This window comes from Bradyrhizobium sp. HKCCYLS3070 (assembly GCF_051167575.1).
In the GTDB taxonomy this organism is placed as follows: domain Bacteria; phylum Pseudomonadota; class Alphaproteobacteria; order Rhizobiales; family Xanthobacteraceae; genus Bradyrhizobium.
This window is the reverse complement of sequence record NZ_JBNPTI010000007.1, coordinates 209,796-222,897: the sequence shown is the minus strand read 5'-3', so window position 1 is coordinate 222,897 and position 13,102 is coordinate 209,796. Positions and strand designations below refer to the sequence as shown.

The 13,102-nt window shown below is 65.4% G+C and carries 15 protein-coding genes; 8 read left to right on the top strand and 7 right to left on the bottom strand.

What is annotated here, in order from left to right; all coding sequences use genetic code 11:
* The first annotated feature begins 26 nt into the window (after positions 1 to 26).
* Positions 27 to 1,697 (top strand): MFS transporter, encoded by a 1,671-nt coding sequence (locus tag ACQR03_RS22420; RefSeq protein ID WP_315717904.1) that lies wholly within the window; start codon positions 27 to 29, stop codon positions 1,695 to 1,697.
* A 108-nt stretch (positions 1,698 to 1,805) separates the two neighbouring features.
* On the opposite strand, the gene ACQR03_RS22415 is transcribed toward ACQR03_RS22420, so the two are convergent.
* The 3 genes from ACQR03_RS22415 to ACQR03_RS22405 all read right to left on the bottom strand — a co-directional run bounded on the left by ACQR03_RS22415 (position 1,806) and on the right by ACQR03_RS22405 (position 3,590).
* The gene (locus ACQR03_RS22415) at positions 1,806 to 2,273 is read right to left on the bottom strand and encodes a secondary thiamine-phosphate synthase enzyme YjbQ (RefSeq protein ID WP_315751306.1); all 468 of its coding nucleotides are present in this window, start codon (positions 2,271 to 2,273) and stop codon (positions 1,806 to 1,808) included.
* 24 nt (positions 2,274 to 2,297) lie between these two features.
* Entirely contained in the window at positions 2,298 to 2,864 is a 567-nt protein-coding gene (locus ACQR03_RS22410; protein ID WP_315717906.1) for a hypothetical protein, read from the bottom strand.
* A gap of 102 nt (positions 2,865 to 2,966) precedes the next feature.
* Positions 2,967 to 3,590 (bottom strand): 2-hydroxychromene-2-carboxylate isomerase, encoded by a 624-nt coding sequence (locus tag ACQR03_RS22405; RefSeq protein WP_434841888.1) that lies wholly within the window; start codon positions 3,588 to 3,590, stop codon positions 2,967 to 2,969.
* Between the two features lie 284 nt (positions 3,591 to 3,874).
* On the opposite strand from ACQR03_RS22405, the gene ACQR03_RS22400 reads away from it, so the two are divergent.
* The 5 genes from ACQR03_RS22400 to ACQR03_RS22380 all read left to right on the top strand — a co-directional run bounded on the left by ACQR03_RS22400 (position 3,875) and on the right by ACQR03_RS22380 (position 6,446).
* Complete coding sequence (locus tag ACQR03_RS22400; protein WP_315717908.1) at positions 3,875 to 4,252, top strand: AtpZ/AtpI family protein; 378 nt, start codon at positions 3,875 to 3,877, stop codon at positions 4,250 to 4,252.
* Between the two features lie 87 nt (positions 4,253 to 4,339).
* The gene (locus ACQR03_RS22395; protein ID WP_315735910.1) at positions 4,340 to 5,083 is read left to right on the top strand and encodes a F0F1 ATP synthase subunit A; all 744 of its coding nucleotides are present in this window, start codon (positions 4,340 to 4,342) and stop codon (positions 5,081 to 5,083) included.
* Between the two features lie 40 nt (positions 5,084 to 5,123).
* Complete coding sequence (locus ACQR03_RS22390; protein WP_006615622.1) at positions 5,124 to 5,351, top strand: F0F1 ATP synthase subunit C; 228 nt, start codon at positions 5,124 to 5,126, stop codon at positions 5,349 to 5,351.
* A gap of 28 nt (positions 5,352 to 5,379) precedes the next feature.
* Positions 5,380 to 5,955 (top strand): F0F1 ATP synthase subunit B family protein, encoded by a 576-nt coding sequence (locus ACQR03_RS22385; RefSeq protein WP_315717910.1) that lies wholly within the window; start codon positions 5,380 to 5,382, stop codon positions 5,953 to 5,955.
* The gene (locus ACQR03_RS22380) at positions 5,955 to 6,446 is read left to right on the top strand and encodes a F0F1 ATP synthase subunit B family protein (RefSeq protein WP_434841887.1); all 492 of its coding nucleotides are present in this window, start codon (positions 5,955 to 5,957) and stop codon (positions 6,444 to 6,446) included. Before ACQR03_RS22385 ends, ACQR03_RS22380 begins: the two co-directional genes overlap by 1 nt.
* A 107-nt stretch (positions 6,447 to 6,553) precedes the next feature.
* Here ACQR03_RS22380 and ACQR03_RS22375 read toward each other — a convergent pair whose 3' ends face one another.
* The 4 genes from ACQR03_RS22375 to thrC all read right to left on the bottom strand — a co-directional run bounded on the left by ACQR03_RS22375 (position 6,554) and on the right by thrC (position 10,720).
* Positions 6,554 to 7,171, bottom strand: a complete 618-nt coding sequence (locus ACQR03_RS22375; RefSeq protein ID WP_315717956.1) for a hypothetical protein — start codon at positions 7,169 to 7,171, stop codon at positions 6,554 to 6,556.
* A gap of 142 nt (positions 7,172 to 7,313) precedes the next feature.
* A complete protein-coding gene (locus ACQR03_RS22370; RefSeq protein WP_315717912.1) occupies positions 7,314 to 7,901 on the bottom strand; it encodes a GNAT family N-acetyltransferase in 588 nt (195 codons plus the stop codon).
* A gap of 114 nt (positions 7,902 to 8,015) precedes the next feature.
* The gene (locus ACQR03_RS22365; RefSeq protein ID WP_315751523.1) at positions 8,016 to 9,305 is read right to left on the bottom strand and encodes a M16 family metallopeptidase; all 1,290 of its coding nucleotides are present in this window, start codon (positions 9,303 to 9,305) and stop codon (positions 8,016 to 8,018) included.
* Complete coding sequence (gene thrC, locus ACQR03_RS22360) at positions 9,305 to 10,720, bottom strand: threonine synthase (protein WP_315827987.1); 1,416 nt, start codon at positions 10,718 to 10,720, stop codon at positions 9,305 to 9,307. Before thrC ends, ACQR03_RS22365 begins: the two co-directional genes overlap by 1 nt.
* Positions 10,721 to 12,307: 1,587 nt before the next feature.
* Here thrC and ACQR03_RS22355 point away from each other — a divergent pair.
* On the top strand, positions 12,308 to 12,631 hold the full coding sequence (locus ACQR03_RS22355; protein ID WP_315717915.1) for a heavy metal-binding domain-containing protein: 324 nt from the start codon (positions 12,308 to 12,310) through the stop codon (positions 12,629 to 12,631).
* Complete coding sequence (locus ACQR03_RS22350) at positions 12,628 to 12,855, top strand: hypothetical protein (RefSeq protein WP_315717916.1); 228 nt, start codon at positions 12,628 to 12,630, stop codon at positions 12,853 to 12,855. Before ACQR03_RS22355 ends, ACQR03_RS22350 begins: the two co-directional genes overlap by 4 nt.
* Positions 12,856 to 13,102 lie beyond the last annotated feature (247 nt).

The window sequence follows — 13,102 nt, the reverse complement described above, 5'->3', positions numbered from 1 at the left end:
ATCATCACAACAATCATGGGGAGCGAATGCCGATGTCAACAATGGTAGCCACACAAGCGAGATCGGGAGGCATGACGAAGGACGAACGCTTCGTCATTCTGGCCTCCTCTCTCGGCACCGTCTTCGAGTGGTACGACTTCTATCTTTACGGGTCGCTGGCCTCGATCATCGGCGCGCAGTTCTTCAGCGGCTATCCGGCAGCCACCCGCGACATTTTCGCACTGCTCGCGTTCGCCGCCGGCTTCCTGGTCCGCCCGTTCGGCGCGATCGTGTTCGGCCGCATCGGCGACATCGTCGGCCGCAAATACACCTTCCTGGTCACGATCCTGATCATGGGCCTGTCGACCTTCATCGTCGGCCTGCTGCCGAACGCCGAGACCATCGGCTTCGCGGCACCGGTGATCCTGATCGGCCTGCGCCTGCTGCAGGGCCTCGCGCTCGGCGGCGAGTATGGCGGCGCCGCGACCTATGTCGCCGAGCACGCCCCGATGGGCAAGCGCGGCTACTACACCTCCTTCATCCAGACGACGGCGACGATGGGCCTGTTCCTGTCGCTGCTGGTCATCCTGTTCACCCGCACCATCATCGGCGAGGCCGACTTCGCCAAATGGGGCTGGCGCATTCCGTTCCTGGTCTCCGTGCTGCTGCTCGGCGTCTCCGTCTGGATCCGTCTGCGCCTGAACGAATCGCCCGTGTTCCAGAAGATGAAGGACGAGGGCAAGAGCTCGAAGGCGCCGCTGACGGAAGCGTTCGCGAACTGGGGCAACGCCAAGATCGTGTTGCTGGCGCTGATCGGCGCCACGATGGGCCAGGGCGTGGTCTGGTACACCGGCCAGTTCTACGCGCTGTTCTTCCTGCAATCGATCCTGAAGGTCGATGGCTACACCGCCAACCTGCTGATCGCCTGGTCGCTGCTGCTCGGCACCGGCTTCTTCATCGTGTTCGGCATGCTGTCCGACAAAATCGGCCGCAAGCCGATCATCATGGGCGGCTGCCTGATCGCGGCACTGACCTTCTTCCCGATCTTCAAGATGATCACCACCAACGCCAATCCGGCGCTGGAGAAGGCGATCGAGGCGACGAAGGTGGAAGTGGTGGCTGATCCCGCCGGCTGCGGCGATCTGTTCAACCCGGTCGGCACCCGCGTCTTCACCGCGCCTTGCGACACCGCCCGCGCCTTCCTGGCCCAGTCCTCGGTCAGGTACTCGACCGTTTATGGCCCGGCCGGCTCCGGCGTGAAGGTCACCTTCAACGGCAAGGAAGTGCCCTACACCGATGCGAAGACCAGCAACCCGGCGCTGACGGCCGCGATCGGCGAGGCCGGCTATCCGAAGGCGGGTGACGCCGGGATCGTCAAGATGGCGCATCCGTTCGACATCTTCCGTCCGCAGGTGGCCGCCATCATCGGTCTGCTGTTCATCCTGGTGATCTTCGTCACCATGGTGTACGGCCCGATCGCCGCGATGCTGGTCGAGCTGTTCCCGACCAAGATCCGCTACACCTCGATGTCGCTGCCGTATCACATCGGCAACGGCTGGTTCGGCGGCCTCCTGCCCGCAACCGCCTTCGCGATCGTGGCCTCGACCGGCGATATCTATGCCGGCCTGTGGTACCCGATCTTCTTCGCCGTGATCACTGCGGTGGTCGGCTTCCTGTTCCTGCCGGAAACCAAGGACGTCGACATCCAGGCCAATTGATCACGAGGCGAGCGGCACCCCGCTCGCATCTGCCTCCAACGACGAGCGGCCGCGGATCACTCCGCGGCCGTTCCGCATTTCAGACCCGCGGGTTTTCTCTTTATGGCCTCAGGCCGCGCCGATGAACTGCAATACCACCTCGCGCCGATGCGGACGCGCACGATGCTCGATCAGATAGAGCGCCTGCCAGGTGCCGAGCATCATGCGTCCGTCCTGCACCGGCACCTGCAGCGAGACCGCGCTCAGCATGGTCTTGACGTGTGCCGGCATGTCGTCCGGCCCCTCGGTGTCGTGCATCCAGCCGGCATCCTCCGGCGCCAGCCGCGCCAGCGCCGTGGTGAGATCGTGCAGCACCGTCGGATCGGCATTCTCCTGGATCGTGAGCGACGCCGAGGTGTGGCGGATGAACGCGGTCACCACCCCTTCCTTCGCACGGACCTCGCGCAGGAACGCCGCGACCTCGCGCGTCAGGTCGGTGAAGCCGCGGCCGGAGGTCTGCACCGTCAGGGCCGCCGTCACGACCGTGTTGACGGCGACGGCCGACGGCGCCGTCCGCGACATCGATGCTGCCGGCATCTGCCTGACCTCCTCGCCCCGGGGTCAGATCCTGCCCGAGACGTCCTTCTGCACCCGTGTTGCCATGTCGAGCAGCCGGCGCCAGGCCTGCTCGAGGAACCCCATCATGCGGTCCATGTCCTGGTCGCTGGGCAGCGGGATCTCGAGCTTGCGCGTTCCATCGGAGGATTTCGATTCACCCGGCTTGTCCCCCGTCTTGGGTTCGGCTTTCCTCAACTGATCGGACTTGGGCAGCGCCTGATCTTTCGGCAGCGGCTCATCAATCTTGCCGGAGATGCTCTGATCGCGCGACGCGAGCTGGCCCTTGAGCTTTTCATTCTCCGCCTGCAGACGGCCGATCTCGGCGTCCAGCGCGGCGCGCTCATCAGGCACCGCGTAACAGGCAAAGCCCGATCCACTGCTGTTGTTGCACATCGAGACCGCACCGGTCTTGGTATCGAGCCGGATCACGCCGTCCGATGTCGTCGACATCGTATAGCGTCCCTTGTCGCCGTCAGGCGCGGTGTCCTCGACCGCAAACGCCTCTCCGCCGAGGCAGCTCAACGCCAGCAGCGCGAGGAGGGACGGCCGGTACGGCTTCGTGAGACTCATGGCTGGCTCTCCCAGGCGCATTCGCAACCGCCGCCATGCACGCCGACATTGTGTCGCGGCCATGACGTTGCCTCAGGTGCGATCCCCTGCCACAGGCCGCACCTATGTTTCGGACGTATAGGCGGAGCGACCGGATTTCAACGCGTCCGCCAGCAGCTCGAGGCGGTCCTGCCCCCAGAAGATCTCGCCGTCCAGCACATAGGCCGGCGAGCCGAACACGTCGGCCGCGATCGCGTCCTGCCGGTTCTGCTCGTAGGCCGCCCCGACCACGTCCGTCGCCGCCTGCGTCACGAGATCGCGGCCCGGCAGCCCGGCTGCATCGGCCAAGCCGGCGATCACCTCGGCATCCGCAAGATTGAGCTGCTGCTCCCAGATGGCCGGGAAGGCGCGCCGCAGATAGGGCTCGGGATCCAGGCTGGCCTGCTGCGCCGCGATGACGACGCCGTCGGCGAGCCGGGCGTTGAAGGGCCAGTTGCTCGGCTGGATGTGGAAATCGAGACCGCGCTTGTCGCGCCACCGCTTCAGCTCGACGATGCGATAGCGCTGCCGCGCCGGATGGCGCTTGGCCAGCGGAAGCCCGCCGGTCTCGGCGAACAGATCCACCAGCATGACCGGTTTGAGGTTGACGGACGCGCCGTGGCTCGCGGCGATGTCGCGGAACAGCCGGTGGCCGATATAGGCCCATGGCGACTGCAGCGAGAAATAGTAATCGATCTGGCGCGACATGCGGGTTCCCGTGCCGGTTGGAGGTCAGCGACATCGGATCAGAGGGCACTGACAGGTGCAAGATCGCAGCCGCACACAACACTGTTGATGCGGCGCGGTGACACGCGCGACCGATCTGACGAAAAAGCCGAGAAAACGTGTAAATTCAGGCATCTAACAGTTCAACACGCAATCTTGACTTGGGGGGATGCGGTCAGTATGGTCCGCCCGGCTTTAAAGGGCGATGGGGCGCTAATTCCTGAAACTCGCGGCCGGGTCGGGTCTCCACACGTGGCGGATGGCACATGGCGGATGACACGAACGAGAGCAGCGGACACAAGGATCGCGACAAGTCGCCCGATGAGGTTGCGCTTTCCGCAAGGCTCGGAAGTCTCGACCAACGGTTGTCCGAAATTCGCGACGGCCGCTCGATCGGGACTGATCAACCTGGAATCGGCAGCGGTGACACTGCAGCCAGGGCTTCGGCCATGGCGCGTGGCCTGCGACTGTCGTCCGAGTTGATTGCCGGTGTCCTCGTCGGCGCGGTGCTTGGATGGGGCTTCGACCGCTTGCTGTCGACATCGCCCTTCGGATTCATCGTGTTTTTCCTGCTCGGCTTCGCCGCCGGCGTGTTGAACGTGGTGAGATCCGCAGGCATAGCTCCCGACAGGCCCCGCCAGTGAGGCATGCGCGGAAGACCTCGGCGCGGAAGACCAACGAGTGAATTGCAAAGCGCCGGCGTGGCCGGTGAACAATGAGACGCCACGCGGATGATCGATCCGATCCATCAATTCCACCTCAACAAGATCTTCACGATCGGCCATATCGGCAATCAGGAGATCACCTTCACCAACTCGTCCGCGTACATGCTGCTCGCGGTCGTGCTGATCGCCGTCATGATGATGGCCGCCGGGCGCGCGCTCGTGCCGGGCCGGTTCCAGTCGGTGGTCGAGCTGTCCTACGAATTCGTCGCCAACACCATCAGAACCAGCGCCGGCTCGCACGGCATGACGTTCTTCCCGCTGGTGTTCTCGCTGTTCATGTTCATCTTCGTCTCGAACATCGTCGGCATCATCCCCTACACCTTCACCGTCTCCAGCCACATCATCGTCACCTTCTCGCTGGCGCTCTTGGTGTTCCTGACGGTCATCATCTACGGCTTCTACAAGAACGGCCTGAAGTTCTTTAAGCTGTTCGTGCCGTCCGGCATCCCCGCGGTGATCCTGCCGCTGGTGGTCGTGATCGAAATCATCTCTTTCTTCTCCCGCCCGATCTCGCACAGCGTCCGTCTGTTCGCCAACATGCTGGCCGGCCACGTCACCCTGAAGGTGTTCGCGAGCTTCGTGACCATGCTCGGCGCGCTCGGCTTCGTCGGCAAGGTCGGCGCGCTGCTGCCGCTCGGCCTCACGGTCGCGCTGACCGGCCTCGAGCTGATGGTCGCGTTCCTCCAGGCCTACGTGTTCACGATCCTCACCTGCATCTATCTCAACGATGCTATCCATCCGGGCCACTGATCCGGCCCTCTCTACCAAACCCCTCAAAGGAGTTCGTTTCATGGATCCGGTTGCAGCGAAGTACATTGGCGCGGGCATTGCCTGCATCGGCATGGGTGGCGCGGGTGCCGGCATCGGCATCATCTTCGGCAACTACCTGTCGGCCGCTCTGCGCAATCCGTCGGCCGCTCAGGGCCAGTTCGGCAACCTGATTTTCGGCTTCGCGGTGACCGAAGCGCTCGGCATCTTCTCGCTGCTGATCGCCCTGCTCCTGCTGTACGCCGTCTAAGACGGCCTGAGCCGGACAGGAGAAGCCCGTGGCTGAAAGTCATGGCGAGGCCAAGGGCGGCGAGGCCAAGGGCACCGCAAGCGCCCATACTGAGGCCGATGGCGGGCATGGTTTCCCTCCCTTCCAGAAGGAAACCTTTCCCTCCCAGATCGTCTCCCTGGTGATCGCCTTCGTGGCGCTGTACGTGATCGTTTCGCGTGTGGCGCTGCCGAAGGTCGGGGCCGTCATCGACGCCCGCCAGAAGTCGATCGACGGCGATCTGGCTGAAGCGCAGCGGCTGAAGGATGAATCCGAAGCCGCGATGAAGGCGTATGAGAGCGAGCTGGCGACGGCTCGTGCCCGTGCCCAGGCGATCGGAGCGGAGACCCGCGAGAAGCTCGCGGCTTCTTCGGACGCCGAGCGCAAGGCGCTGGAAGACAGCCTCGCGGCCAAGCTCGCGGCGGCTGAGAAGTCCATCGCCACCACGCGCACGACCGCAATGAGCAATGTCCGCGGCATCGCCGCAGACGCAGCCAGCGCGATCGTGAAGCAGCTCACCGGCAAGGCCCCCGCGGCCAAGACGGTCGAGGCTGCGGTCGATGCATCGTTGAAGGGAACAGCCTGATGCATTTGCTCGCTGATCCGGAAACCTGGGTTGCGATTGCCTTCGTGATCCTGATGGGCCTGTTCGCCTATCTCGGTGTCCATCGCACGGTCCTGAAGGCGCTCGACAATCGCTCCGAGCGCATCAGATCCGAGCTGGTGGAGGCCAAGCGGCTCAAGGAAGAGGCGGCCAAAGTGCTCGCCGATTACAAGTCCCGCCGCGCCAGCGCCGAACGCGAGGCCGAGGAGATCGTCACCAGCGCGAAGGCGGAAGCCGAGCGCATCGCGGCGGAGGCCAAGGCCAAGATGGAAGACTTCGTCGCCCGTCGCACCAAGGCCGCCGAGGGCAAGATCGCCCTCGCCGAGGCCCAGGCTCTCGCCGACGTCAGGTCCGCTGCGGCGGAGGCCGCCGTCCAGGCCGCCGCGACCGTGCTGTCGCAGTCGGTCAAGGGCGCTCTTGGCGAAGACCTCGTCGCCAAAGGCATCGCGGAAGTCGGCCGCAAGCTGAACTGAGCGGCAGTCCGTCTCCATCCATCAACTTCAAAAGGCCGGTGCGATCCCATCGCACCGGCCTTTTGCTGTTCACGCTCTCCGGCGAGCGCCTCGCGCTACGGCAATCGTCACCGCCGCTTCTTGCCGTGCGGCCGCTCCGGGGTCAGCGCCTGCGGGTCGAAGCCGATGTAGAAGACGTAATTGTCGGCATTGGCGCCGGGCGGCGGCACCGGATAGACCATGTCCTCGGCGACGATCGTGAACGGCACGCTGCCGTCCTCGGTCATCTGCACCGTGGTGCGATACGACTTGGTCGCGATCACCTTCTCGCCGATGCCGCCCTGGACCACGGCGATGCGCATCGGAATGTCGACGCTCGCCGGCGCGCCCGCGGGGCCGGCAACGATGCGGCCCTGGATGCCGATCTTGGCGGTGATTTCGGCCCCGTTGAGACTGCATTCGCGCGCGGTCTTGGTGATCGACGCCTGGAACCGGACGTCGTTGCCAACGGCCTGCTTGCCGGGCGCGGCCACGGCGTAGGTCGAGGCGCCGGCGCGAATGCTGACCGGCGGACAGGTCAGGCCCTCGGTCGGATCGACCGGCGGTCCGCCGCTGGCGGGCAGGTTCTCCTGCCCCTTGTTGTCGGAGCCCCCGCCGAACAGGCTCTTGAAGCGGTCGGTCAGCGATTGGGCGGCTGCCGGCGGCGCCGCGCCGGCGGCTCCCAAGGCCAGCAGCACGGCTGCCAACGTTCCAGCCCTGATCACGCTCGTCTCTCGCATCGTCTGATATCCCCGGCAACTCGGTCGCCCAGCCCAGGCGTCTATACCCATTTCAGAGGCCGGAACCAGCCCCGATCGGCCACTCCCGCGGCGATCCCGATCACGATTGCTACCCCCGGAAATCCTCGTGCAACAGGCCGTAGAGGTAATGGTCCTGCCAGACCCCGTTGATGCAGAGGTAGCGACGCGCCAGGCCCTCGCGGGTGAAGCCGCATTTCTCCAGCACGCGAATCGACGGCGTATTGGTCGGGATGCAGGCCGCCTCGACCCGGTGCAGATTGAGCTCGCCGAACAGGGTCGGCAGCAGCAGCCGCAGCGCCGCCGTCATGTAGCCATGATGCGCGAACGGCTGCCCCATCCAATAGCCGATGGTGCCGGCCTGAACGATGCCGCGGCGGACATTGGCGAGCGTGATGCCGCCGAGCATGGCGCCGTCCTGCTCGCGGAAGACGATGAACGGATAGGAGCGGTCGGCCGAGATGTCCTCGGCATAGCGGCGCAGCCGGCGGCGGAAGCCGGAGCGCGTCAGGTCATCGGATGGCCAGATCGGCTCCCAGGGCGTGAGATAGTCGCGGCTGATCTCGCGCAGCCGCGCCCATTGCGCATAATCGGCCATCTGCGGCGCGCGCAACAGCAGGCCCTGGCCGCGCGGAGCCAGCGCAGCCGGTCCGTTGGATGGCAAGCGAAACAGGGCCATCTGTGATGCTCCCCCTGCTCTTTCCGGGTCGAAGCCTGCTCCGACCCACCCCAGATCTCCGATGCCGAGCGCTGGCGGATTGCAATGCGCGGACCGCACCGAGCCGCACCACGTTCAGTGCAGTTGGGCTTTCGATCTCGAACCGGTCAGACCTTCGGCGAAAGTGACCGCCGTGTCCAGACCCCTGCCGGTGCCGAGCGCGACGACCGCCGGCTTGCTGCGTGCGAGCAGCGCCCGCGCCGCATCGCGCGTGCTCTCGACGCTGACCGCCTCGATCTTGGCGACCATCTCCTGCAACGTCTGCGGCCGGCCATAGGCCAGGATATGCCGCGCCAATTGCTCGGCACGGGCACTGCAGCTCTCGAGCGCCATCAACAGCCCGGCCTTCATCTGCGCCTTGGCGCGGGCGACCTCGGCCTCGCTCAAGGTCTCCACCGCGTTGCCGATGATGTCGACCACGACCTCCATCATCTCGGGCGCGTCGGCGGGATCGGTCCCGGTGTAGAGGCCGAAGAATCCCGTGTCGCTATAGGGCGCGTGGAACGTGTAGACGGAGTAGCAGAGCCCCCGGTTTTCGCGCACCTCCTGAAACAGCCGGGACGACATGCCGCCGCCGAGGATGTTGGTGAACACCTGCAGCGAGAACAGCGACGGGTCGGCCTGCGGCACGCCTTCGAGCGCGAGCGTCAGATGCGCCTGCTCGAGATCGCGATGCACGACGCGCGAGCCGCCCTTGCCGAATGCCGCCGGCAGCGGCTTCGGCGCCGGCCCGCCATTGAAGCTGGCAAATCGTTTCGTCACGTCTTCGACCACGCGCTGATGATCGACGGCGCCGGCCGCGGCGACCACCATGTCCGGCCCGCGATAATGCGTCGACAGATAGCCGTGCAGCTTGTCGCGATCGAACGCCTCCAGCGTCTTGGCGGTGCCGAGCAGCGAGCGGCCCATCGGCTGGTCCGGAAAGCATAGCTCGTTGAGATGCTCGAACACGACGTCGTCGGGCGTGTCCTGCGCCGCGCCGATCTCCTGCACGATCACGTTCTTCTCGCGCTCCAGCTCCTCCGGCACGAACGACGGATTGGCGAGAATGTCGGAGAGCACGTCGAGCGCCATCGGCACGTCGGCCTTCAGCACGCGGGCGTAGTACGCCGTGGTCTCGGTCGAGGTGCCGGCATTGAGATCGCCGCCGACGGCCTCGACGGTCTCGACGATCTCGCGCGCGCTGCGCGTGGTCGTGCCCTTGAACGCCATGTGCTCGAGCAGATGCGAGATGCCGTGCTCGTCCGGCTTCTCGTCGCGGCCGCCGACGCCGGCCCAGACCCCGAGCGCCGCCGTCTCCAGATGCGGCATCGTGTCGGTGACGACCGTCAACCCCGTCGGCAGCTTGGTGACTTCCACGCCCATCATGCAATTCCCTGCTTGGCGGCCCGGCTGACCGAGCGGATGAACTTCTCCACCTCGGCCTGGTCGTTCCGCATGATCCTGATGTCCTCGCGCCTGCTCATCAGCCCTTCGAGCCACACCGGCAAATGCGGCCGCATCCCGCAGGCGGCCTCGACCGCATCGGGGAATTTGGCGGGATGCGCGGTCGACAGAACGATGTTCGGCACCGACAGATCGGTGCCGTCGCGATCGGCCACCGCCAGCGCCACCGCCGTGTGCGGATCGACGAGATCGCCGGCCTCGCGGAAGGCGGCGCGGATCGCGGCCGCGGTTTCGATCTCGTCAGCGCGGCCGGCGTCGAAATCGGCGCGGATCGCCGCCAGCATGGCATCCGGCAGCACGAAGCGGCCGGACTGCTTGAGGCTGTCCATCAGCCGCCGCACGGTGCCGGCGTCGCGGCCGCCGGCTTCGAACAACAGCCGCTCGAAATTCGACGACACCTGGATGTCCATCGAGGGCGAAGCCGTCGCATGCACTTCGCGCACCTCGTAGATGCCGGTCGTCAGCGTCCGGGCGAGGATGTCGTTGACGTTGGTCGCGACGCGCAACGTGCGCACCGGCAGGCCCATGCGCTTGGCGACATAGCCGGCGAAGACGTCGCCGAAATTGCCGGTGGGCACGGTGAAGTCGACGGCGCGGTGGGGTGCCCCGATCGCGACCGCCGAGGTGAAGTAGTAGACCACCTGGGCGACGACGCGCGCCCAGTTGATCGAGTTGACGCCCGACAGCCTGACCGAATCGCGGAAGCCGTGATGGTTGAACAGGCCCTTCACGATCGCCTGGCAGTCATCGAAATGACCTTCGATCGCCAGCGCATGGACGTTGGCCGCGCCCGACGTCGTCATCATCCGCCGCTGCACCTCGGAGATGCGGCCATGCGGGAACAGCACGATGAGGTCGGCATTGTCGCGGCCGGCGAAGGCCTCGACCGCCGCGCCACCCGTATCGCCTGATGTCGCCACGACGATGGTGGTGCGCTCGCCGCGCTTGGCCAGCACGTGGTCCATCAGCCGCGAGATCAGCTGCATCGCCACGTCCTTGAACGCCAAGGTCGGGCCGTGGAACAGCTCCAGCACGAACTGATGCGGCGCGATCTGGTCGAGCGGCACCACGGCGGGGTGACGGAACGTCGCATAGGCCTCGTTGGCCATGCGGCCGAGCTCTTCGTCGGAAATCTCGCCGGCGACGAACGGCTTGATGACCTCGACGGCGACCTCCCAATAGGGCCGGCCGAAAAACGACGCGATCGTCGCGGGCGTCAGCTGCGGCCAGGTCTCGGGCACGTACAGGCCGCCGTCACGGGCGAGCCCGGTCAGCATCACATCGCAGAAGGTGAGCGCGGGGGCTTCCCCGCGGGTCGAAACATAGCGCGTCAAACCGCTCTCCTGACCTGCGTCACCAGGCCATAACCCGTTGATTGAATTCGAAATCGGAACCGCCCGGCGGCAACATGGTCCGGCACCATAATGGTTTTGACCTTGTTGCGAAACCGGTTGTTGCCGCAGCGATGGTCACGGCTGCGGGTTACGGCGGCGTTACGGAGCATGGGTCAGGGGGCATCGGTTACGGGACTGGGGTCGCAACGGCTGACCCGGGCCGGTCCAGCGGACCATCCGGCCCACCGCTGTCATCGCCCGGTTAACCGGGCGCCTTCGCGGGGATGACGGCGGTGCCGTCGGCTTCCGGCCGGGTACTTCGAACACGCGAACGAACCATGGGATATCGGCACGATCTCTCCACCTCGTCATTCCGGGGCGCGCGGAGCGCGAGCCCGGAATCCATAACCACGACCGGGAGTATGGATTCCGGGCTCGCCCTGCGGGCGCCCCGGAATGACGGCGGTGCGTGGAGAAGCGTTCTCGCGGCGCGATGAGCGCCCGAGCTTTGCAAGCATACCTCCCTCCGAATCGGAGGGCGCAGGGAAGACCGGATGCCGGCTGGCACCCGCGGCCCCCGTGCGAACAAGAATGCACGGGGCAGGAACCACAGGTTCAGCCAGAGCGACCCGGCCTTCCCTGCGCGATGGCTTACGACTTATACGCGATCTCCTCGGTGCACCGGGCTTTTTGGCCACCGTCATCGACGCGATGCATGGGCACCAGCGCCAACTTGATACCAGCGTCGGGGTATCAGGACCACGCGACTTCACCGTCCGTGCCGGCCGCACTCGTCAGTTGCAGCCGACCCGTCCATCGCACCCCACCTCACGTCCGTGACGACGCGTACGCCCCTCGCAACGAGGCGGGATGGCGATAGACAAGCATGATTTCGGAAAAAATGAAATAGAAAAATGTCCGTGAGACCATACTACACGGGTGATCGTGTTGCGCGGGCTCACGAAATTAGTCTCTCGGCGCAACCGAATGCCGATCTTCCGGCGCGCGCGCATGCTGCCGCGAACAGCCCGTCGGGCGACTCGGATCAGGATCTTGAGGGCCGCCACCTCGATGCCGCGCCCCGCTTGAGCGCAGCACGGGCCTCTTCACATCAACCACCAGAATCGTCTGGGAGATAGAATGTGTATCCGAATGGCGGATTGAAGCGTCGATAGAACCAACCGACCGGATACACGTCTTGGACGGCGACCGTTCCAACTCGACCAGGATCACGCCAGCGATGATCGGCCATGACACGGCGGATCGCTCGTTCGGTTGCCACGTCCGCTGTCGGCGCATTCAGGACACACGTCGTGAAGAAGCCGCACCTGGTCGGCTTCCCATCCATCAGAACAACGAAGTCCTTGCCGTTCAGCAAGATTCGAAAGCGCACGATTTCACCCGACGATACTGCCCACGCGGACGCTCGGTACCCCACCGCATCATCAGAGCCTATCTGGGGGTAAGATTCGATGAATTTGGCCGAGGGAGGGCGACAACGGAACGTTAGGACTCGCCCGGACCTTGGCGACTTCGAACCTCAGGAGCGCTCGCTCGGACCAAATAGGACCACAACAGGAGCCTTCCATGATCGTCGTAACGACGGAAAACGTGACCGGCCACCGCACGGTGCGGATGCTGGGGCAGTGTTTTGGGGTGGTGGTGCGCAGCCGCGGGCTCGGGGGCAATCTGGTGGCCAGCCTGCGCTCGATCGTCGGCGGCGAGATCCACGAGTACACGCAGATGCTGGAGGAGGCGCGGCGCCATGCGCTCGACCGGCTCGTCTCCAACGCCACGTCGATGGGCGCCAACGCCATTCTGATGATGCGTTTCGATAGCGCCGAGATCGGCCAGACCATGAGCGAGATCGTCGCCTATGGCACCGCCGCCGTCATCGAACCCGCGCCGTGATCGATCTCGTGCTCTGGCTCGCGGTCATATCAGCGGTCGTCCTGGTGTGGTTCGTCTTCCGCCAGGGAGGCTACAAGCGCGATGCGCTGGCGGCGCCGCCAGGCCCGGACTGGATCAAGACCGAGGAGCGCTTCGTCGATCCCACCAGCGGCGAGACGCTGGACGTGTGGTTTCATCCGCGGACCGGCGAGCGGGCGTATGTGAGGGCGGGCCGATCCGTGTAGACCGCGGTCGAACGCGGGAGACCATCGCACCGACGACACAGGGAAGCCGCGTCACATTCCGCCGTCGTCCCTGCGAACGCAGGGACCCATAACCACCGGCTTCGGTGGGACGACGACTGGCAGTTGCGCTTCACCGATAGATTCCGCGGTATGGGTCCCTGCGTTCGCAGGGACGACAGCGGTGCGTGGAGTCACGTCTTGTACATCTTCACTTGCGAGCGCTGAAAGCCTAGCATCGCCAACACAG

Bases quoted from the DNA above. Each gene is read 5' to 3' on its own strand.
- ACQR03_RS22365 (WP_315751523.1), bottom strand. From the start codon at position 9,305: ATGGGCGTGGAAGTCACCAAGCTGCCGACGGGGTTGACGGTCGTCACC.
- ACQR03_RS22395 (WP_315735910.1), top strand. From the start codon at position 4,340: ATGATCGATCCGATCCATCAATTCCACCTCAACAAGATCTTCACGATC.
- ACQR03_RS22390 (WP_006615622.1), top strand. From the start codon at position 5,124: ATGGATCCGGTTGCAGCGAAGTACATTGGCGCGGGCATTGCCTGCATC.
- ACQR03_RS22410 (WP_315717906.1), bottom strand. From the start codon at position 2,864: ATGAGTCTCACGAAGCCGTACCGGCCGTCCCTCCTCGCGCTGCTGGCG.
- ACQR03_RS22415 (WP_315751306.1), bottom strand. From the start codon at position 2,273: ATGCCGGCAGCATCGATGTCGCGGACGGCGCCGTCGGCCGTCGCCGTC.
- ACQR03_RS22370 (WP_315717912.1), bottom strand. From the start codon at position 7,901: ATGGCCCTGTTTCGCTTGCCATCCAACGGACCGGCTGCGCTGGCTCCG.
- ACQR03_RS22405 (WP_434841888.1), bottom strand. From the start codon at position 3,590: ATGTCGCGCCAGATCGATTACTATTTCTCGCTGCAGTCGCCATGGGCC.
- ACQR03_RS22420 (WP_315717904.1), top strand. From the start codon at position 27: ATGCCGATGTCAACAATGGTAGCCACACAAGCGAGATCGGGAGGCATG.
- ACQR03_RS22355 (WP_315717915.1), top strand. From the start codon at position 12,308: ATGATCGTCGTAACGACGGAAAACGTGACCGGCCACCGCACGGTGCGG.
- ACQR03_RS22400 (WP_315717908.1), top strand. From the start codon at position 3,875: ATGGCGGATGACACGAACGAGAGCAGCGGACACAAGGATCGCGACAAG.
- ACQR03_RS22380 (WP_434841887.1), top strand. From the start codon at position 5,955: ATGCATTTGCTCGCTGATCCGGAAACCTGGGTTGCGATTGCCTTCGTG.